This is a genomic window from Methylobacterium sp. J-030 (assembly GCF_022829545.1).
Taxonomy (GTDB): Bacteria; Pseudomonadota; Alphaproteobacteria; order Rhizobiales; family Beijerinckiaceae; genus Methylobacterium.
Map to the genome: position 1 here is coordinate 37,392 of NZ_JAKSYM010000369.1, position 19,716 is coordinate 57,107.

19 protein-coding genes are annotated in these 19,716 nt (G+C 70.6%); 9 read left to right on the forward strand and 10 right to left on the reverse strand.

The annotated features are described in order from the left end of the window. Positions 1–12: 12 nt before the first annotated feature. From MKK75_RS29105 to ileS, 3 genes are all read right to left on the reverse strand, one after another. The gene (locus MKK75_RS29105) at positions 13–675 is read right to left on the reverse strand and encodes a hypothetical protein (protein ID WP_244045968.1); all 663 of its coding nucleotides are present in this window, start codon (positions 673–675) and stop codon (positions 13–15) included. 160 nt (positions 676–835) lie between these two features. Continuing rightward, positions 836–1,348 (reverse strand): signal peptidase II, encoded by a 513-nt coding sequence (gene lspA / locus MKK75_RS29110; protein ID WP_244046081.1) that lies wholly within the window; start codon positions 1,346–1,348, stop codon positions 836–838. A gap of 208 nt (positions 1,349–1,556) precedes the next feature. Then, positions 1,557–4,523, reverse strand: coding sequence for an isoleucine--tRNA ligase (gene ileS, locus MKK75_RS29115; protein WP_244045969.1), 2,967 nt, complete (start codon positions 4,521–4,523; stop codon positions 1,557–1,559). A 332-nt stretch (positions 4,524–4,855) separates the two neighbouring features. Here ileS and MKK75_RS29120 point away from each other — a divergent pair, with 332 nt between their 5' ends. Continuing rightward, complete coding sequence (locus tag MKK75_RS29120) at positions 4,856–5,137, forward strand: hypothetical protein (protein WP_244045970.1); 282 nt, start codon at positions 4,856–4,858, stop codon at positions 5,135–5,137. Positions 5,138–5,157: 20 nt separating this feature from the next. Here the strand turns inward: MKK75_RS29120 and MKK75_RS29125 are convergent, their stop codons facing one another. From MKK75_RS29125 to MKK75_RS29135, 3 genes are all read right to left on the reverse strand, one after another. Next, positions 5,158–6,105, reverse strand: coding sequence for a DMT family transporter (locus MKK75_RS29125; protein ID WP_244045971.1), 948 nt, complete (start codon positions 6,103–6,105; stop codon positions 5,158–5,160). Positions 6,106–6,229: 124 nt separating this feature from the next. After that, positions 6,230–6,592 (reverse strand): hypothetical protein, encoded by a 363-nt coding sequence (locus tag MKK75_RS29130; protein WP_244045972.1) that lies wholly within the window; start codon positions 6,590–6,592, stop codon positions 6,230–6,232. A 689-nt stretch (positions 6,593–7,281) separates the two neighbouring features. Next, positions 7,282–8,124, reverse strand: a complete 843-nt coding sequence (locus MKK75_RS29135) for a DUF1932 domain-containing protein (RefSeq protein WP_244045973.1) — start codon at positions 8,122–8,124, stop codon at positions 7,282–7,284. A gap of 96 nt (positions 8,125–8,220) precedes the next feature. Between MKK75_RS29135 and MKK75_RS29140 the strand changes: the two genes are divergently transcribed. Both MKK75_RS29140 and MKK75_RS29145 read left to right on the forward strand, forming a co-directional pair. Next, positions 8,221–8,442, forward strand: coding sequence for an antitoxin MazE family protein (locus tag MKK75_RS29140; protein ID WP_244045974.1), 222 nt, complete (start codon positions 8,221–8,223; stop codon positions 8,440–8,442). After that, positions 8,439–8,765, forward strand: coding sequence for a type II toxin-antitoxin system PemK/MazF family toxin (locus MKK75_RS29145; protein WP_244045975.1), 327 nt, complete (start codon positions 8,439–8,441; stop codon positions 8,763–8,765). The genes MKK75_RS29140 and MKK75_RS29145 overlap by 4 nt, the downstream gene beginning before the upstream one ends. 63 nt (positions 8,766–8,828) lie before the next feature. Here MKK75_RS29145 and MKK75_RS29150 read toward each other — a convergent pair whose 3' ends face one another. Further along, positions 8,829–10,031, reverse strand: a complete 1,203-nt coding sequence (locus MKK75_RS29150; protein ID WP_244045976.1) for a pyridoxal phosphate-dependent aminotransferase — start codon at positions 10,029–10,031, stop codon at positions 8,829–8,831. A 159-nt stretch (positions 10,032–10,190) separates the two neighbouring features. Between MKK75_RS29150 and MKK75_RS29155 the strand changes: the two genes are divergently transcribed. The 4 genes from MKK75_RS29155 (at position 10,191) to MKK75_RS29170 (ending at position 13,835) form a co-directional block, all read left to right on the forward strand. Continuing rightward, positions 10,191–10,475 carry a type II toxin-antitoxin system ParD family antitoxin gene (locus MKK75_RS29155; protein WP_409567623.1) on the forward strand — a complete coding sequence of 95 codons (285 nt, stop codon included), beginning with the start codon at positions 10,191–10,193 and terminating at the stop codon, positions 10,473–10,475. Next, the gene (locus MKK75_RS29160; RefSeq protein WP_244045977.1) at positions 10,462–10,803 is read left to right on the forward strand and encodes a type II toxin-antitoxin system RelE/ParE family toxin; all 342 of its coding nucleotides are present in this window, start codon (positions 10,462–10,464) and stop codon (positions 10,801–10,803) included. The genes MKK75_RS29155 and MKK75_RS29160 overlap by 14 nt, the downstream gene beginning before the upstream one ends. A gap of 45 nt (positions 10,804–10,848) precedes the next feature. Continuing rightward, positions 10,849–11,847 (forward strand): LLM class flavin-dependent oxidoreductase, encoded by a 999-nt coding sequence (locus MKK75_RS29165; RefSeq protein WP_244045978.1) that lies wholly within the window; start codon positions 10,849–10,851, stop codon positions 11,845–11,847. A 194-nt stretch (positions 11,848–12,041) separates the two neighbouring features. After that, positions 12,042–13,835: an alpha/beta fold hydrolase gene (locus tag MKK75_RS29170; protein WP_244045979.1), complete on the forward strand. Its 1,794-nt coding sequence runs from the start codon at positions 12,042–12,044 to the stop codon at positions 13,833–13,835. Positions 13,836–13,856: 21 nt separating this feature from the next. Here MKK75_RS29170 and cysN read toward each other — a convergent pair whose 3' ends face one another. From cysN to MKK75_RS29185, 3 genes are read right to left on the reverse strand one after another with little or no spacing between them, the layout of a single operon-like run. Next, complete coding sequence (gene cysN, locus MKK75_RS29175; RefSeq protein WP_244045980.1) at positions 13,857–15,251, reverse strand: sulfate adenylyltransferase subunit CysN; 1,395 nt, start codon at positions 15,249–15,251, stop codon at positions 13,857–13,859. Beyond that, complete coding sequence (gene cysD, locus MKK75_RS29180) at positions 15,251–16,210, reverse strand: sulfate adenylyltransferase subunit CysD (RefSeq protein WP_244045981.1); 960 nt, start codon at positions 16,208–16,210, stop codon at positions 15,251–15,253. Before cysD ends, cysN begins: the two co-directional genes overlap by 1 nt. Continuing rightward, complete coding sequence (locus tag MKK75_RS29185) at positions 16,207–17,031, reverse strand: phosphoadenylyl-sulfate reductase (protein ID WP_244045982.1); 825 nt, start codon at positions 17,029–17,031, stop codon at positions 16,207–16,209. The genes cysD and MKK75_RS29185 overlap by 4 nt, the downstream gene beginning before the upstream one ends. 265 nt (positions 17,032–17,296) lie before the next feature. On the opposite strand from MKK75_RS29185, the gene MKK75_RS29190 reads away from it, so the two are divergent. Continuing rightward, entirely contained in the window at positions 17,297–17,812 is a 516-nt protein-coding gene (locus MKK75_RS29190) for an Lrp/AsnC family transcriptional regulator (protein ID WP_244045983.1), read from the forward strand. Positions 17,813–17,923: 111 nt separating this feature from the next. Next, positions 17,924–19,693: a sulfite reductase flavoprotein subunit alpha gene (locus tag MKK75_RS29195; protein WP_244045984.1), complete on the forward strand. Its 1,770-nt coding sequence runs from the start codon at positions 17,924–17,926 to the stop codon at positions 19,691–19,693. Positions 19,694–19,716 lie beyond the last annotated feature (23 nt).

Genomic DNA, 19,716 nt, shown 5'->3' on the forward strand with positions numbered 1-19,716 from the left:
CGTTCCGGTGACTTACTGCTGCGCGCGCTGACGGAGATAGACCTGGGGATCCGCCTCTTCGCGCTCGCGGCTGGCATTGTTGATCGGGTCGTTCGACGGCGGGCGCGCCAGCTTCTTGGGCGACTGCCGGTAGCCGGTCGGCGGGTCGGTCAGCACGTCGCGGTTCGGCTCCACGTCGGAGGGCTCCGCGTTGGCGCTCTTGCCCTTGAGCAGCTCGAAGGGGCTGAGCAGGCTGTCGTCGCGGTTGGTGTCGCCGGGCTTGCGCTCGGCCTCGGTGGTGAGGCTCGCCCCGGCGCGGCGGCCGCTGCGCATCTCGTCGACCGACAGGGTGGCGTTGTTGTCGTCGTAGCGGCCCTGGACCTGGGCGCCCTTGGGATTGCGCCGCTCCTTCGCGGCGCGCTCGCGCTCGGCGATCTCGGGATCCTTCGGCCAGGCGGTGCTGGTGGAGCGGGCCCGGGGCTGGGGCAGGGCCTTGCCATCGAGCTTGGGCGGCATCACCAGGGGCGGGCGCTCGTGATAGTCGATCGGGTCCTGGCGCTTCTCCAGGAGGCCGATGCCCGACAGGGCGTCGCGCATGAACTCGCCGCGCTCCTGTGCCTGGGCACCGCCCGACAGCAGCGGGGTCAGGACGACCGCAGCGGGGAGGAGGAGTCGAAGCCTGCGATGCCCGGTCATGCTGCCTCTCGGGTTCCGGCCGGGGGGTCCGGCTCGGGGACGGCCGCGGCGCGGCCTGATCCGACGGGTGCCGGCCTGAGACCGGTTTCCGGCGATCGTATGGCGCCTTGGCCGCGTCGCGCCGGGATGGGGCGGTCGCCTGGCCGATGTGGTGCGCACATCACAGGCGCGCCGCCGGGTCGCCGGGCGTGGCTTCCCCCTGGCGCCGACCGGCCGGGAACAGGCTGTCGAGGATCAGGCCGACGACGCCGGCCACGATCGCCGCGTCGGCGACGTTGAACACGTACCAGGACCATGCGCCCGCGTGCAGGTGGACGAAATCGAACACCGCCCCGTAGACGGCCCGGTCGATGGCGTTGCCGAGCGCCCCGCCGACGATCAGCCCGAGGGCGACGGCCAGCAGCCGCGAGCCTGCCCGGCGCATCCAGAGACCGAGGCCCAGGGCGGCGGCGAGCGACAGGGCCACGAGGAGCCAGCGCCCCAAGCCGCCCTCCTGCTGGAACAGGCCGTAGGAGACGCCCCGGTTCCAGACCACCACGAAATCGGCGAAGGGTGCGAGCCGCCAGGGCTGGGTCAGGACAAGGTCGGTACCGAAATAGAGGCCGAGCTTGGAGGCCTGATCGAGGAGGAGGGTGAGGAGGAGGGCCAAGAGGCCGGCGCGGGCGGGGGTCATGGGCAACGGACCCAGCACGCGTCTCCCTCCCCCCTCTGCGGGGGAGGATACCCTGCGAAGCAGGGGGGGAGAGGGGAGCGCCGGGGCAGAAGAACGCAATGTCCTTCATGACGGTCGCGCCCTCTCTTGAAGCCGCGCTCCCCTCTCCCGACCCCCTTCGGGGGCCACCCTCCCCCGCAGAGGGGGGAGGGCGATGTCGCAAGCGATCTCACGCCGCGCTCGCCTCCGGATGCGCCTTATCCCACTCGCGCAGGGCCTGGGCATCGCGGGGCGTCACATCGGGGTAGTCCGGATCGCCGCCCACCTCCGGGCTGACCCGCCAGGAGCGGGCGCATTTGCGCCCCGTGGCCGGGCTCGGCACCACGGCGACGCCGCGGACCTCGTCGAGCCGGAAGGCCTCCGCCGGGCCCTCGCCCGCCACCACGGTGATGGCGGAGGTGATGCAGGTATCGGCGAAGTCGCAGCCCTCCAGCGCCGCCAGCAGCTCGGGATCGGCCACGTAGACCGTCGGCGCCGCCTCCAGGCTCGCGCCGATGCGCTTGGCCGCGCGCTCGACCTCCAGGGCGCCGGTGACCACCCGCCGCACCCGCCGGATCTTGTGCCAGCGCTCCGCGAGGGGGGCGTCGAGCCAATCCGCCGGAGTCTCCGGCAGGGTCTGGAGATGCACCGAGCCGTCCGCGGACGGGTAGCGGTCGAGCCACGCCTCCTCGGCCGTGAAGGCCAGGACCGGCGCGAGCCAGATCGCCGCCCGCCGGAAGGCCTCGTCGATCACCTGGAGAGCCGCCCGGCGGCGCATCGAGGAGATCGGATCGCAGTACAGCGCGTCCTTGCGCACGTCGAAGTAGAAGGACGACAGGTCGCCGGTCATGAAGCCGTTGAGCAGCGCCACCACCCGCTTGGTGTCGAACGCCGCGTAGGCCTCGCGGATCTCGCCGTCGAGCTCGGCCAGCCGGTGCAGGATCAGCCGCTCCAGCTCCGGCATGTTATTGGGATCGATGTCGTCGCCCGTGACCCGATGGGCGAGGGAGCCCAGCATCCAGCGCAGGGAGTTGCGCAGCTTGCGGTAGGTCTCCGCGAAGGTTTTGATGATCTCCGGCCCGATGCGCAGATCGTCGGTGTAGTCGGAGGCCGCGACCCACAGGCGCAGGATGTCGGCGCCCGAATCCTTGATCACGCTCTGCGGCGCGACGACGTTGCCCTTCGACTTCGACATCTTCAGGCCCTTGCCGTCGAGCACGAAGCCGTGGGTCAGCACGATGTCGTAGGGCGCCCGGCCGCGGGTGCCGGAGGATTCGAGCAGCGAGGACTGGAACCAGCCGCGGTGCTGGTCCGAGCCCTCCAGGTACATGACCCGGTCCCGCCCGCCGTCGCGGATGCGTCGCACCCCGGCGAGGCCCGGGAAGGCCTCAGGGTCGTCCAGCACGAAGGCGTGGGTCGAGCCGGAATCGAACCAGACGTCGAGGACGTCGGTGACCTTCTCGTAGGCGGAGGGATCGTGCTCCGGCGCCAGGAAGCGTTGCGCCGCATCGTCCCGGAACCACGCGTCGGCGCCCTCCGCCGCGAAGGCGTCGCGGATCCGGGCGTTGACGGCCGCGTCCTTCAGGATCTCGCCCGTCTCTCGGTGGACGAACACGGTGATCGGCACGCCCCAGGCGCGCTGGCGCGACACCACCCAGTCCGGCCGGTTGGCGACCATGCCGGTGATGCGGTTCTTTCCCTGCGTCGGCACCCACTGGGTGTCGTCGATGCCCTGGAGCGCGACCTCGCGCAGGGACCGGTTGCCGAGCGAATCCACCGGCCGGTCCATGGCGATGAACCATTGCGGCGTATTGCGAAAGATCACCGGCTTCTTGGAGCGCCAGGAATGCGGGTACTGGTGGCGCAGCACCCCGCGGGCGACGAGCGCCCCGGCCTCGGTCAGCGCCGCGATGACCGCCTTGTTGGCATCGCCCTTCTCGCCCTTGTCGGTGAGGACGCGCTTGCCCTCGAAGCCGGGGGCGGCCTTGGTCAGCGCGCCGTCGGCATCCACCGTGTAGGGGATGGCCGGGTCGATGCCGCGCTCGGCGAGCCGACGGCCGCTCGCCATCCAGAGTTCGAAATCCTCGCGGCCGTGGCCCGGGGCCGTGTGGACGAAGCCGGTGCCGGATTCGTCCGTGACGTGGTCGCCGTCGAGCATCGGGACGGCGAAGCCGTAGCCGAGCGCCGCCAGGGGATGGGCCAGGATGAGGCCGGCGAGCACGTCCGGGCGCACGTCGCCGACGCGCTCGAACGCCGCGACGCGGGCGGCCTTGAACACCGTGGCGGCGAGGCTGTCGGCGAGCAGGTAGGTCTGGCCGGGGGTCGCCCAGTTGTCGGCGGGCGCCTCGGTGACCCGGTACAGGCCGTAGGCGATTTTTTTGGAATACGCGACGGCGCGGTTGCCGGGGATCGTCCAGGGCGTGGTCGTCCAGATCACCACCCGGGCCTCGGCGAGGTCGCCCTCGGCACCGGACACGATCGGAAAGGCACAAAAGATCGTATCGCTGACGTGCTCCTCGTACTCGACCTCCGCCTCGGCGAGCGCAGTCTTCTCGACCACCGACCACATCACCGGCTTCGAGCCGCGGTAGAGCTGGCCCGACATCGAGAACGTCATCAGCTCGTCGGCGATCACGGCCTCGGCGGGGAACGCCATGGTGGCGTAGGGATGGTCCCAATCGCCCGTGACGCCGAGCCGCTTGAATTCCTCCCGCTGCACATCGAGCCAGTGGGCCGCAAAGGTCCGGCATTCCTGCCGGAACTCGATCACCGGCACGTCGTCCTTGTTGCGGCCCTTGGCGCGGTACTGCTCCTCGATCTTCCACTCGATCGGCAGGCCGTGGCAGTCCCAGCCCGGCACGTAGTTGGCGTCGAAGCCGAGCGCCCCCTGCGAGCGGACCACCACGTCCTTGAGGATCTTGTTGAGCGCCGTGCCGATGTGGATGTTGCCGTTGGCGTAGGGCGGGCCGTCGTGGAGCACGAATTTCGGCCGGCCCTGCCCGCGGGCGCGCAGCTTCCCGTAGAGGTCGATCTGCTTCCAGCGCTCGAGGAAGAGCGGCTCGCGGATCGGCAGGCCGGCGCGCATCGGGAACTCGGTCTGCGGCAGGAACAGGGTCTTGGAATAGTCGCGGGCGGGCGCGGTCTCGGGGGCGGTCATCGGATCTCGCATCGGCGGTCGGGCCGGCGGCGGGCCGGCGAATTCGGGGCAAACGGCAGGAGGATCCCGGACCTCCGCGCGGCCGCGCTCAAGCGGGCCCTCAGGCGGAGGCCGGGCCGGTAATTCGAATCGGGCGGCGGAAGCCGCGCAGGGCGCGCGAAGCGGGCATGACGGTTCTCTATCAGCCGCTCCGATCCGAGGCCAGCGGCAGCGCGGATCACGCGGCCGTGAGTCCGGATGGGACCATTCGGCGCCTGAACCGTTGACTGGTATGCCCTCCGCGCCCCGAGGCGGCGCGGAGCCAACCCGGAACCGATGAACGGAACACACCCATGAAGAAGCTTCTGATCACGACCCTCGCCCTCGCGCCGCTGGCCTTCGCGGGTGCCGCGCAGGCCCAGGGCACGGCCCGCGGCGCGCAGCGCGGCGCCGAGGACGGCGCGGCCGCGGCCGGCCCGGTGGGCGGCGTCGTCGGCGGTGCCGTGGGCGCGGCCACCGGCACGGTCGGCGGCGTGCTCGGGACCGATCCGGATCCGGCCCGCCGGGCCCGCGAGGACCGCCGCGAAGAGCGCCGCGAGGATCGGATGGACCGCCAGGAGCGCCTCGGACGCTGAGCTGATCCCGGCCGGTCGCCTCAGGCAGCCGGCCGCGCCTCCCGGCGGATCGTCTCCTGCGCCAGGAGGTAGAGGCCCGAGCCGACGACGATCATGGCGCCCGCCACGGTCCAGCGGTTCGGCAGGTCGCCGAACAGCAGGAAGCCGAAGGTCACGGACCAGAGCAGCTGCGTGTAGATGAACGGCGCCAGCACGTTGGCCGGCGCCCTTGCATGAGCCAGCACCAGCAGCCAGTGTCCGAGCGTGCCGAACAGCGCGACCCCGATCAGCAGCGCCCAATGGGTCAGGCTGGCCGGGCTCGTCCAGATCCAGGGCAGCAGCGGGGCCATCAGCCCGAGGCCCGCGAGCCCGGTGTAGAACATGGTCGTGGCGGTCGAGTCGTAGGCCGCGAGCTTGCGCGTGATGATCGCGTAGAAGGCGTAGACGACCACGTTGGCGACGCAGAGCAGCGCCGCCGGGTGCATCCCGCCGACGCCCGGCCGCACGATCACCAGCACGCCGAGAAAGCCGACGCCGATCGCCATGAGCCGCGCCCGGGAGGACCACTCGCCGAGTAGCGGCCCGGCGAGCAGCGCCACGGTGAGCGGCGCGGCGAACTGGATCGAGATCGTCTCGGCCAACTGCAGGTAGCGCAGGGCCAGGAAGTTCAGCGCCGTCGAGGCGAAGAGCAACAGCGAGCGGATGATCTGCAGCGGCAGGCGCCGGCTCTTGACCACGCCCGGGGTGCGCACCGGGTTGATGAACAGCGAGATCATGGCGACGCTCGCCGCGTAGCGCATGAAGGTGGTGACCAGCGGGTCGACGCCGCCCCGCGCCAGGGTCTTGGCGCAGGCGTCGAGCCCGGCGAAGAACGCCACCGCCCCGCACATTAGCGCGATGCCGACGAGCCGCCGGCGCCCCGCGCGATCGGTCTCCGGGGCGGCGCGCGCGATCTCATCGGTGACGGACGTCGCGGCTCGCGTGCTCATGCCTGCCAGACCTCGTGGAGGCCAAGTCTCCTGCCACGCTCGGGTGCGTTCGGGTATCGGCCGGCGCGCAGGGGAACCATGCAGCCGGCACGGCCTCCCGCGCCGGGGCGGCTCGACGTGCGGCTCAGCGCCTGGGCGCGGCCTTCTCGGCCGAGGCGGTCCTGGTCGCGGCCTTGGCGGCCTTCCTGGGCGGCGTCGCACCCGCCATCAGGGCGGCGAGATGGCTCTGGTCGAGGCCCGAGGCCGGGCCGATCCCCGCATTCGGGGCCGGGACCGTCGCCACGGGTGCGGGCGCAAGGCTCGCCGCGGCCGGCGGGCGCTCCAGCCGGCGTGGCTCGATCGATCCCGTCGCGACCGGATCGGGAACGGCGGCCGCGGCGACCGAGAGGGCGGATTCCCGCTGCACGCGCAGGGTCCAGTGGGCGGCGGTGGAGAGTGCGGCGACCGCCAGGATCGCCTTGATGCCGCTGGTGAGCAGGGCTCGCATGGTCTCAGGCCCGAATGAACGCGGTGACGCCGGACCGGATCCCCGGCCCCCGCGCATCATCGCCCCGGAGCGTGAACGAACCCGCAAACGGCCGAGGCGGCGGCGTCCCGCAATGGGTCAGACCCAGCCCGCAGAGGAGCATCGCGGCGGCGGATATCAGGCCCGGCCCGCCGCACGGGATCGGCGCCGCGGGGCTCGTGACGCGCCTTTTCCCGGACAGGTGGAGCGAAGCGGAACCTGATCCGGGACCCGGCACGAGAAGCGCCGCGCAGCGGCACAGGTTGACTCGGATCGACGCTGCGCGACGTCGGGTGCTGGATCCCGGGTCGCGTTCCGCTGGCGCTCCACGCGCCCGGGATAGGGGCAGTGCGCAACCTGTCCGACGCGATGGCGCCGGATCTTGACCCAACGTCTTGATAGGGCCGGGCGATATGTGGGCCTTGCGCCGGATCCGCGGTTCCTGTTCCCCGCGCACCCGACACTCCTGCAGCGACTCGGCCCACTGAGCCTCACAGGAACGGCCCAGAGAACTGGTCCGGACCACCCCGTCACTGCCGACCCCGCTGCCATGCAGGCCCGAGCGGGCTCGCGAAACCTTCAGGCGCATCGGCGGCCGGGGACAGCCCGTGTAGAGGGTGACAGCCGAGCCGGCAACAGAGGCGGAGCCGTTTCCGGCGTCCCCGCGGCGATCAGCGCGCCGCCGCCTCCGCGGCGAAGCGTATCAGCGCCGCAATGTCGGCCTCGCCCGCCTCCGCGGCGAGGTGCCAGTAGAGGGCGGCATAGCCGGTGAAGACCTGACGGCCGGCCGCGTCCGGGCCGAGGAAATCGGCGATCTCCGCCATCTCGGGGGCCCAGCGATGGGCCTTCGGCGCCATGTCGGGCAGGCCCTTGGCGAAGCGGGCGAGGAGCGACGGCTCGTTCTCGGCGAGTTCGGCGAGCAGCGCCTCGCCGGCGCCGCTGCGTCCGGCGGCCAGGATCATGATCGCGGCCAGCGCCGTCAGCCCCTTGTTGAGGCCGGCATAGCTCATCTTGAGGCTGGAGGCCGCCCCGACCCCGCCGGGACAGACACGCAGGTCGAGGCCGAGGTCGCGCAGGACCAGGGCCGGGGCGGTGTCGGCCCCCGAGACGTAGACGCGCGGCCCCTTCGTGCCGGGCTTCGGCGGCAGCCCGAGGATCGCCCCGTCGAGGAACGGCGCGCCGGTGGCGGCGACGATCGCCGCGATGCGCCCGACCGTCTCCGGGCTGACCGCGTTCGCGTCGATATAGACCGGTTTTTTTGGACAGGCCGCTAAAGCGGGGGCGAGCCGGAGGGCCAGCGCCTCCGCGTCGGCGGGGGGCACGATCGAGAGCACGAGGTCGGCGGCGGCGAGGTCGGCATCCGCCGCGTGGGCCATCCCGGCGGCCTCGGCCCGGGTGCGGCTCGCCGTCCCGCGCCCGTCGAGGGAGGTCAGGACGCGGGCGCCGTGCTCGGCGAGCCGGGCCCCGACGGCGCTGCCCATGGCGCCGGGGGCGATCACCGCGATGGTGGGCATAAGAGTTCTCACGACAGATCAGGATCCCGACATGGTAGTCAGGAGCGCGGCCGAGGACTAGCATGACGCATGGCGCGCGATCGGATCCGCCACACCATGCCCCAGATCAAGCCCCGGGAAGGCCGCTCAAAATCCCAGCGCTATCATCGCGCCCAACGGCGTGACGGCATGAAGCTCGTGCGCATCTGGGTTCCGGATCCGTCCGTGCCGGGCTTCAGGGAGGAAGCCGTCCGACAGGCCGCACTCCTGAAGGGCGCGCCCGAGGAGACCGAAGCTCTGGACTTCATCGCATCGGCGTTTGACTGGCCCGAACCGTGACGCGCGGCGACATCGTTACCGTCTCGCCGCCCGGTGCCTACGGCAAGCCGCGTCCCGCCCTCGTCATCCAGTCCGACTGGCTGGTCGAGACCGACAGTCTCCTCGTCTGCCTGCTTACGAGTACGCTTCGGGATGCGCCGCTCTTCCGCCTGACCGTCGAACCGACACCGGCCAACGGATTGCGAAGCGTCTCGCAGATCATGACCGACAAGATCATCGCTATGCCGCGCGCGAAATGCAGCGCCCCCATCGGCCGATTGGAGCGCGATACCGTGGCGACCCTGAACCGGATGCTCGCGCTGGTGCTGGGGATCGCCGACTGATCCGACGAGCCCGTTTTCGATGGCCGCCTCGGGCCGGGGTCGTCCGGCGCCGTCCGAACGCCGCTACCGCAGCGAGCCGCAGAACCGCTGGATGCGCCGGCAGGCCTCCTCCAGCACCGCGTTCGAGGTCGCGTAGGAGATCCGCAGGTTCGGCCCGAGCCCGAAGGCCGAGCCGTGCACCGCCGCCACGCCCTCGGCCTGGAGCAGCTCCGTGACGAAATCCTCGTCGGTCTCGATGGTCTTGCCGGCTTCCGTCGTCTTGCCGATCAGCGCCGCGCAGGACGGGTAGACGTAGAAGGCGCCCTCCGGCGTCGGGCAGGTCAGGCCGTTGGTCTGGTTGAGCATCGACACGACGAGGTCGCGCCGGCCCTGGAAGGCCGCGCGGAACCTGGCGAGGTGATCCTGCGGCCCGTCGAGGGCGGCGACCGCGGCCCATTGCGCGATCGTGGTGGCGCCCGAGGTCTGCTGGCCCTGCACGAAGTCCATCGCCTTGATGAGCTTCTCCGGCCCGGCCGCGTAGCCGATGCGCCAGCCCGTCATAGCGTAGCCCTTCGAGACGCCGTTCATGGTCAGCGTGCGCTCGGCGAGCTGCGGCTCGACCTGGGCCGGGGTGACGAATTCGAAATCGCCGTAGGTCAGGTGCTCGTAGATGTCGTCGGTCAGGATGTGCACGTCGGGGTAGCGCAGCAGCACGTCGGTGAGCGCCTTCATCTCGTCGCGCGTATAGGCGGCCCCCGACGGGTTCGAGGGCGAGTTGAGGACGATCCACTTGGTCTTCGGGGTCAGCACCCGGTCGAGCTCCTCCGGCTGGAGCTTGAAGCCGTGGTCCATGTCGGTGTCGGCGAAGACCGGCGTGCCGCCGCACAGGCCGACCATCTCCGGGTAGGACACCCAGTAGGGGCGGGGGATCACCACCTCGTCGCCGGGGTTCAGGGTGGCGAGGAACGCGTTGTACAGCACCTGCTTGCCGCCGGTGCCCACGATGGTCTGCGAAACCTTGTAGTCGAGCCCGTTCTCGCGCTTGAACTTGCGCACGATCGCTTCACGCAGGGGCGCGATGCCGGAGACCGGCGGATAACGGGTCTCGTTGCGGTGGATCGCCTCGATCGCGGCCTGCTTGATGTGGTCCGGCGTGTCGAAATCCGGCTCGCCCACCGACAGGCTGATGACGTCGACGCCGGACGCCTTCAGGTCCCGGGCCTTCTGGGTCATCACGATGGTCGCGGACGGCTTCACCCGCGAGAGGACGTCGGCGAGGAAGGCCATGGTGCGAGACTCCGGATTTTTCCCGATCGGGCGCCGCTGCGGTGCGGCGCAGCGGACCCTAGGCCCGGTGCGGTGAGCCGGCAAGCGGCGGGACGGCGCGCGGACCGGCGTTCTCTGCTACCATGGCCGCGACTCGGGACGGAACGCGAGGCCCTGCCGATGGGCGAGACGATCAGCATCACCCTGGCGCCCGACACGCTCCGCGCCGTGCGCGCGAGCGTTGAGGCCGGCGAGTACGCCTCCGTGGACGCGCTCCTCGACGAGGCGGTGCACGCCCTGCAGCGCCAGCGCCGGGAGGATGCCGAACGGCTCGATGTCATCCGCGCTCGCATCCGGCGCTCCATCGACGATCCCCGGCCGCCGCTGAGCCTTGAGGAGGTGAGGGCGCATATCGACGCTCTGCATGCCGAGACCGTGAGGGCTCACCGGGATGCAGCCCCTTGAGGTCGTCTTCGGCGCAGAAGCCGACACCGATCTTCTGCAGATCTACCGCTGGGTCTATGAGGCGAGCCGCGATCCGAACGTGGCCGGCCGGTTTCTGGACAGGCTCATCAGCCGTTGTGAGCGCATCGGCGATGCGCCCCGTGGCGGGCGGCCGCGCCATGACCTAGAGCCCGGCCTGCGAACCGTACCGTTCGAGCGATCCGCCATCATCGCCTATCGGATCGAAGCCGACCGCGTGATCATCACCAACGTGTTCTATGGCGGCCGTGACTTCGAGGCGTTCTACGGGGATGGGACAGGGGACGAACCGCGTGGGCCGTCCTCGTAACGCAGCGCCCTCGCACCGCCCGGCCCGCACCCCCATCTTTCTGGCATGACCCCGCTCTCCGTCCTCGACCTCTCCTTCGTCAGCGCCGATTCGACCCCGGCGCAGGCGCTGCACGACACCCTGGCGCTCGCCGGGCACGTCGACGGGCTGGGCTACACCCGCTACTGGCTAGCCGAGCACCACGCGCTGCCGAACGTCGCGAGCCCGGCCCCCGAGATCATGATCGGCCAGATCGCCGCCGCGACCCGCAACATCCGGGTCGGCTCGGGCGGGATCATGCTGCCGAACCACGCGCCGCTGATGGTGGCCGAGCGCTTCCGGGTGCTGGAGGCGCTGTTCCCGGGCCGGATCGATCTCGGCCTCGGCCGGGCGCCCGGCACGGACGGCCTCACCGCGCGGGCACTGCGCCGCCGCGAGGCCCCGGGGGAGGGCGGCGACGACTTCCTCGACCGCCTGCAGGAATTGCTGTTCTGGGACGGCGGATTCCCGGAGGGCCATCCCTTCGCGCGGATCACGGCGAGCCCGTCCGACGTCCCGCTGCCGCCGCTCTTCCTGCTCGGCTCCTCGGATTACAGCGCGCGTCTCGCCGCCGAGATCGGCTGCGGCTTCGGCTTCGCGCAGCACTTCTCCGGCATGCCGGCCGAGGCGCCGATGCTCGGTTACCGGAACCGGTTCCAGCCGACGCGGCTCGGTACGCGGCCCCACGCGATCCTGGCGGTGGCGGCGATCTGCGCCGCCACGGATGCGGAGGCCGAGCGCCTGGCGGCCAGCGCGCGGCTGGCGACGCTGCGGCGGGAGCGGGGCGAGTACCGGCCGCTGCCGAGCCTCGCCGAGGCGCTGGCCTACCCGTATTCGGACCTGGAGCGGGCCCAGATCGCGCGCGGGCGCGACCGGCTACACGTGGGCGGCCCCGAGACCCTCCGGGCGCAGCTCGCCGACCTGGTCCGGCGCACGCAGGCTGACGAGCTGATGATCGTCTCGGCGATCCCCGATCAGCTTGCGCGGCACGAATCGTATGCACTGCTGGCGCGGGCCTGGGGCTGACGGGCGGCGCCGAAGCGGATCTCGCCGCGAGACAGCCTCATGGGGCAGCACCTTGAGGCGCCGTGGAGCCTCTGCGCATTTCCGCGCGGGTCGCGTCGTTACTGAATTCACCGGAGCGATGCACGGATCGAAAACAGTTTACGCTCGAACGACATCAGCATAGGCTCGGTACAAACCGCCCGGCGAGTCCCAGCATGAGCTCGACCCCCGCTGATTCGGCGCGCGATCCGCCCGCCGCTCGGACCCTCGTGGTCGTCGTTCACGGCCTGAGAAGTTCGGCGCATCGCCTGCGCGACGTGATCGGCGCGGCCCAGGCTGCCTACGGTCCGAACGCGGACATCTTTGCGCCGGACCTGCCTCACGGGAGCTGGCTGTCCGGCGCGCGGGCCGGCGCGATCATCGGCCTCCTGCTCGACGGCATCGACGAGCGCGTGCGCCTGCGCGAACCGGAACGGATCGTCCTCGTCGGCCACAGCGTCGGCGCCACGCTGGCGCGGCGCCTGTTCCTGGTGGCGGCCGGCTGGCCCAGCAACTTCCGGCAGGAGCGCGATCTCGGCCATCAGAGGCCGCGCGACTGGGCCTTCAAGGTCGAACGCATCGTCATGCTCGCGGCCTTCAACCGCGGCTGGAAGATCTCCGAGCGGATGAGCTGGTACTACAGCATCCTGTTCAACCTCGTCGGCCTTTTCGGTCACATTCCGATGCCGGGGAAAGGCTGGACCCCGACCGCCTTCGATTTCCGGCTCGGCGCGCCGTTCATGGCGCAGACCCGGCTGCACTGGCTCGCCTATCGCAGGAACCCGCCGCGCCACCTCGCCGACAAGGACCGTCCGATCCTCATCCAGATGCTCGGTACGCAGGACGACCTGATCTCGCCGATCGATCAGGTCGACCTCGCGGTCGACGGCAGCAAATGGGCCTTCCGGGATACCGGCTACACGGCGGACGCCTCCGGTCCGACGCAGCAGGACTACTTCCTGATCGAGCTGCCCGACACCGACCACATGCAGGCGATCACGCTCACGGGCGATCCGGCCGCCCGCGAGCGCGGGCGTATCGTCCATGAGGCGTTGACCGCCCCGCGCCCGGCCCTAGCGAAAGCTGCCCTCAATCCAGCCCTGCTCGTCGATGAGATCGATGCCGTCGATTTCGATGTCCGCAACACGGTGTTCGTGATCCATGGCATCCGCGACGACGGATTCTGGACGCACCGGATCGCCGAGAAGGTCCGCAAGTTCGGTGATAAGACGGACAAGGGCGTAACGATCTTCCGGAGCTGGACGCCCAGCTACGGCTACTTCGCGATGCTGCCGTTCGTGCTGCCGTGGATCCGGCGCGAAAAGGTCGAATGGTTCGCCGACCAGTACGTGACGGCCTTCGCACAGTACCCAAGGTCCGACTTCCACTACGTCGGCCACTCGAACGGCACGTATCTCGCGGCCCGCGCGCTGATCGAGTATCCCGCGCTCCATTTCCGACACGTGCTGTTCGCCGGCAGCGTGGTGCGCCGCGATTACCCGTGGGAGCAGATGCTCCGCGACCAACGCATCACGGCTTTCCAGAATCTCGTGGCGGCCGACGACTCGGTGGTCGCCCTGTTGCCGAAGAGCGTCGAGTGGATCCGCGCGTTCGATCTCGGCGGCGCCGGCTTCGACGGCTTCGAGGCGGCCGGCCGAGCGCCAGCCATCACAGAGTACCGCTATCTCCTGGGCGGACACGGGGCCGGGATCAGGGAGGTGCACTGGCCCGAGATCGCGGCTTTCATCGTGAACGGAACCCCATTTCCGCCTGATCCGATGCAGACCGTGCCCGGTCTCCACGACACGCAACCGGATCCGACCCTCGCGATCCTCAGCAGGCTCCATATCGGCCTGCCGGCGATCGTTGGGGTCGGTTTCCTCGCCTGCTGCCTCGCGTGGTCGCTCGGCGGCGCGTTCGGATTGCTTCTCGCGATCCTGCTGTTCCGGTTCATCGTGCTGCGCGTGTGAAGCGCGGAGCCCGACGGCGGCTCAGCGCCCGAACAGCCGCTTCAGGCCTTGCAGGAAGCCGCCGCGGGCCGGTTGGTCAGCCGTCGCGGATGCCGCGATGCCGGATGCCAATACCAGCCCGAGCGCCGCCGTGTCGGTGGTCTCCCGGTCGATCAGGATCAGGCTGCCGGTCTCGCGGTTCTCCGCGTAGGCGTCCACCGCCACCGCCCGGTCGAGCCGCAGGCTCACATCGGCGATGTCGTTGGCCGACAGGCGCTCGGCCGGGCCGGGCCGGCCGGTCTCGGGATCGATGCGCGAGACGATCCGCTCCACGGTCGCGGTGACCGTGGCGGTACCGATCTTGGCGAACAGGCTCGCACCCGGGCTGAGATCGGTCTCGGCCGCCCAGAACAGGCGCGCGTCGAGGGTCTCGGTGACCCGCATCGGCGCGTCGGTGGCGACGATCACCTGTCCGCGGGAGGCGTCGATCTGGTCGGCCAGCACCAGGGTGACCGACTCGTCCTCGCCGGCCTCGGGCAGGTCGCCGTCGGCGGTGTAGATCCGCGCCACCGTGGACGTGCGGCCGGAGGGCTGGACCGTCACCGAATCGCCCGGGCGCACCCGGCCGCTGGCGATCCGGCCGCTATAGCCGCGGAACTCGGAATCGGGCCGGTTGACCCACTGCACCGCCATCCGGAACGGTGCGTTCAACGCCTCCGCGCGGACCGGCACGGTCTCGAGGTAGTTGAGCAGCGGGCCGCCCGTGTACCAGGACGCGGCGACCCCGGCCTCCACGACGTTGTCGCCGTTCTTGGCCGAGAGCGGGATCGCCTTGACCTCGGAAAAATTCAGCCCCCGGGCGAAGTCGGAGAAACCCGCCACGATGCCGTCGAAGGTGCCCTGCGCCCAGCCGACGAGGTCCATCTTGTTCACCGCCAGCACGACCCGGCGGATCCCGAGATTCGAGACCAGCAGCGCGTGGCGCCGCGTCTGGCGGGTCAGGCCCTGGCGGGCGTCGACCAGGATCACCGCCACGTCCGCCGTCGAGGCGCCGGTGGCCATATTGCGGGTGTACTGCTCGTGGCCGGGGGTGTCGGCCACGATGAAGGAGCGCTTGTCGGTGGAGAAGAACCGGTAGGCGACGTCGATGGTGATGCCCTGCTCGCGCTCGGCCTGGAGGCCGTCCACCAGCAGCGCGAGGTCCATCTCCTGCCCTTGCGTCCCGTGCTTGCGGGAATCCCGCTGGAGCGCCGAGATCTGGTCGTCGAAGATCTGCTTGGTGTCGTGCAGAAGCCGCCCAATCAGGGTCGACTTGCCGTCATCCACCGAGCCGCAGGCGATGAAGCGCAGCACCGCCTTGTTGCGGTGGGCGGTGAGGAAGGCCGCGTAGCCGGCCACGCGGTCGCCGAAGGCGTTGGGGGCCTGATGCAGAGTCATCAGAAGTAACCTTCCTGCTTCTTGCGCTCCATGGCGCCGGCCCCGTCCTTGTCGATCACCCGGCCCTGCCGCTCCGAGGTGCGCGCCGCCAGCGTCTCGCCGATGATCTCGGGGAGCGAGGCCGCGTCGCTCTCCACCGCGCCGGTCAGCGGGTAGCAGCCGAGCGTCCGGAAGCGGACGAGGCGCTGCTGCGGAGTCTCGCCGGGGGCGAGCGGCAGACGGTCGTCGTCCACCATGATGAGCTGGCCGTCGCGCTCCACGACGGGCCGCTCCTTGGCGAAGTAGAGCGGTACGATCGGAATGTTTTCCTGCTCGATGTAGAGCCAGATGTCGAGCTCGGTCCAGTTCGACAGCGGGAACACCCGCAGCGACTCGCCGCGCTTCTTCCTGAGATTGTAGAGGTGCCAGGGCTCGGCGCGCTGGCGCTTCGGATCCCAGCGGTGCTGCGCGGTGCGCAACGAGATGATCCGCTCCTTGGCGCGGCTCGCCTCCTCGTCGCGGCGGGCGCCGCCGAAGGCGGCGTCGAACTTGTGCTTGTCCAGCGCCTGCCGCAGGGCCTGCGTCTTCATCACGTCGGTGTGGACCTCGGAGCCGTGGCTCACCGGGCCGACACCGCGGGCGAGCCCGTCCGGGTTGGTGTGGACTAGGAGATCGAGGCCGAGTTCCTTGGCGCGGGCGTCGCGGAAGGCGATCATCTCGCGGAACTTCCACGTGGTGTCGACGTGGAGCAGCGGGAACGGCAGCCGACCCGGCGCGAAGGCCTTCAGCGCCAGATGCAGCAGGACCGACGAATCCTTGCCGATCGAGTAGAGCATCACCGGGTTCTCGGTCTCGGCGACCGTCTCCCGGAAGATGTGGATGGCCTCGGCCTCCAGCCGCTTGAGGTGGCTGAGGCGGTCAACGGTCTGTGCGGGCGTGGGGGCGCTCGGCTGCACGGCGGCGGCGAGGACGGCGCTCATCGGGCGAACTCCGGCTGGCGATGGGTTTCGGTCGGGGTGGTCTCGAAGGCGGCGGGCTCCTGGCCCGGCTGCACTGACGCGTCGGGACGCCCGACGTGCAGGCCGCATTCCTTCTTGTCTTCCTGCTCCCACCACCAGCGGCCGGCGCGCTCCGGTTCGCCGAGCTTCACGGCCCGGGTGCAGGGGGCGCAGCCAATCGACGGGAAGCCGCGATCGTGCAGGACGTTGTAGGGGACGAAATTGTCGCGCACGAAGCTGTCGACCTGCGCCCGGGACCAGTCGGCGAGCGGGTTCAGCTTGATCAGGCCGCGCGCGGCGTCGAACTCGGCGAGCGGCGTCTCGGCGCGGTTGGCCGATTGGCCGGCCCGCAGGCCCGTGAGCCAGCCGCTCGCTCCCGCGAGGGCGCGGCCCAGCGGCTCGACCTTGCGGAAGCCGCAGCAGGCCTGCCGGGCCGCCACCGAGCGCCGGAATCCGTTGATGCCCGCGTCCCGCACGAAATCCTCCGCGGCCGCGCGCTCCGGCGCGTAGGCGGTGATCCGGATGCCGTAGGCCGCTTCGGTCTCGGTCCAGGTGTCGTAGGTCTCGGCGAACAGGCGGCCGGTATCGAGGGTGACGATCTCGACGCGACCGCTCGCCTGCCCCTGGGCGAGCTTCGCCATGGCGAGCGCGTGGGTGAGCGCCTGATCCTCGACGCCGAGGCTCGTGGTGAAGACGAGCCGGCCGGGGATCTCGGCGGCGATCAGGTGAAGGCGGCTGGTCAGGTCGAGCCCGGACAGCCGCTCCGCTAGGACTTCGGCCGTCTGTCGGTCCGGACGGGTCATCGCGACGGTCCCGGGTTTGAACGTGGATCATGGGCCGGCCCGCGCCGGGCCCTGTTGTCGAACGGTCGAGATGTTCGCTATACCGAACGAAGTCAAGGCGCTTCGGTTCGCCTGCCGGGCCTGGACGCGGGGTTCGGTGTGCGGATGCGCACAGCACCCGGCGGGGTCCGGCGGCGCCCGGGTGAAAGAATCTTCTTATCGGCCGCCGAGAGGCCTTATACCGGACGCGGGCGGCCCCGCGCGGACGGACCCTACGGAGACAGTCTTGGACGCGATCGATCTCAAGATTCTCGCCCTGCTGCAGACGGACGCGACGCTGTCCATCGCGGCGATCGGCGAGCGCGTGGGCCTGTCCCAGACCCCGTGCTGGAAGCGCATCCAGAAGCTGGAGGCCGACGGCGTGATCGACCGGCGGGTGGCCGTGCTCGATCCGGTGAAGCTCGGCCTCGGGCTGACGGTCTTCGTCTCGATCGAGACGGCCGACCACTCCCAGGAGTGGCTGCAGCGCTTCGCCGCAACGGTTTCGGCCATGCCGGAGGTGCTGGAATTCTATCGGATGGCCGGCGACGTGGATTACATGCTGCGCGTCGTGGTCGCCGACATGCAGGCCTACGACAGCTTCTACAAGCAGCTGATCGCGGTGCTGCCCCTGAAGAACGTCACGTCCCGCTTCGCCATGGAGAAGGTGAAATCCACGACCGCCCTGCCCCTGCCGGCGCCGCCCAGGAACGGGCGCCACCTGCCCGGGACGGGGCCGGTCCTCGCCGTGGTCGGAGAATGATTTTCTCTTATCTCGCGCTGCAGCGAATGTGATGTTCCAAGATTCGTCCGTTCTGTAAAACGAACGCCTTTCGATTGACACAGGCCGCGCAGGCCACGACATGGTTCCCTGATGTCCCGCCAGAATCTCCTTCCGCGCACCGCCCCGTTCGGGGACGGCGAGCGCGCCAGCCTCGACGCGGTGCTGGGTGCCGCGAGCCCGACGCAGCGCGCGTGGCTCGCCGGCTTCCTGGCGGGCCTCGACGCCGCGGGCGGCCAGCCGGCCGCGGTCCCGGCCGCCCCGCCCAAGGCCGCCGCGCCGCTGACCGTGATCTACGCGAGCGAATCGGGGAATTCCGAGGCGCTCGCCGGCTCCGTCGCAAAGCTCGCGCGTAAGCAGGGCTTCAAGCCGAAGGTTGTGGATTTCGCCGACCTCGACGTGTCGACCCTGCCCAAGGCCGGCAAGCTCATCGCCATCGCGGCGACCTGGGGCGAGGGCGAGCCCCCCGCCCGCGCCGTGCGGGCCTACGGCGAGCTGATGGGGGAGGGCGCCCCGCGCCTCGACGGCGTCGAGTTCGCGGTCCTGGCGCTCGGCGACACCTCCTACGCGGAGTTCTGCGCCATCGGGAAGGCGCTCGACGCCCGGTTCGAGGCCCTGGGGGCCAAGCGCGCCGCCGAGCGCGCCGACCTCGATCTCGATTTCGAGACGCCGGCCGCCGACTGGATCAAGGGCGCGCTGAAGGCGCTCGCCCCGGCCGAGACGTCCGACAACGTGGTGGCGGTGGACTTCGCCCGTGCCGGTGCCGGCGAGGACGACGAGGCCGAGCCGAGCCGCGAGCCCCTGGTGGTCGAGGTCGTCGAGCACGTGAACCTCAACTCCTCGCGCTCCGACAAGGAGACGATCCACCTCGCGCTGGCCTTCGAGGACGGCGCCCCGGCCTATGAGCCGGGCGATTCGCTGGAGATCTTCCCCGAGAACGACCCGCTTCTGGTGGACGAGATCCTCAACGCTTCGGGGCTCTCGGGCGACGAGGCCCTGCGCCGGGCGCTGCTCGCCGAGCGGGACATCACCACGCTCTCGGCCGCCACGATCGAGCGGTTCGTGAAGGCCACCGGCCATACGGACGCCCAGACGCTCATCGACAGCGGCGAGGCCAAGGCCTGGATCGAGGGCCGGCACCTGATCGACCTGCTCGAGACCTTCCCGGCCAAGCTGACGGCCGAGCATATCGGCACGATCACCCGGCCGCTGCCACCCCGGGCCTACTCGATCGCCTCCTCGCGCAAGGAGGTGGGCGACGAGGTCCACCTCGCCATCGCGGCGGTGCGCTACGAGACCCACGGCCGCGCCCGCTCAGGGGTCGCCTCGGTCCACGTGGCCGACCGGATCCGCGACGGCGCCAAGCTGCGGGTGCGGCTGAAGCCGAACCGGCATTTCCGCCTGCCGCAGGATCCGGCCACCGACATCATCATGGTCGGGCCGGGCACCGGCGTCGCGCCGTTCCGCGCCTTCGTGCAGGAGCGCCGGGCGATCGAGGCGCCCGGACGGTCGTGGCTGTTCTTCGGCGACCGTCACTTCACCCACGACTTCCTGTACCAGCTCGAATGGCAGGAGGCCCTGGAGGACCGGTCGCTCACGCAGATCGATGTGGCCTTCTCGCGGGACCAGCCGGAGAAGATCTACGTCCAGGACCGGATCACCCATCACGCGCGGGAGGTGGTCTCCTGGCTGGACGGGGGCGCGTATTTCTACGTCTGCGGCGATGCCAAGAACATGGCCAAGGACGTGCGCAGCGCCCTGGTGAAGGCCTACGAGACCACCAAGGATCTGAGCGCCGTCGACGCCGAGGCGCAGGTCGCGGCGCTGGAGCGCAGCCACCGCTACCAGCAGGACGTTTACTGAGACACACGAACCCTCCCCCCTCC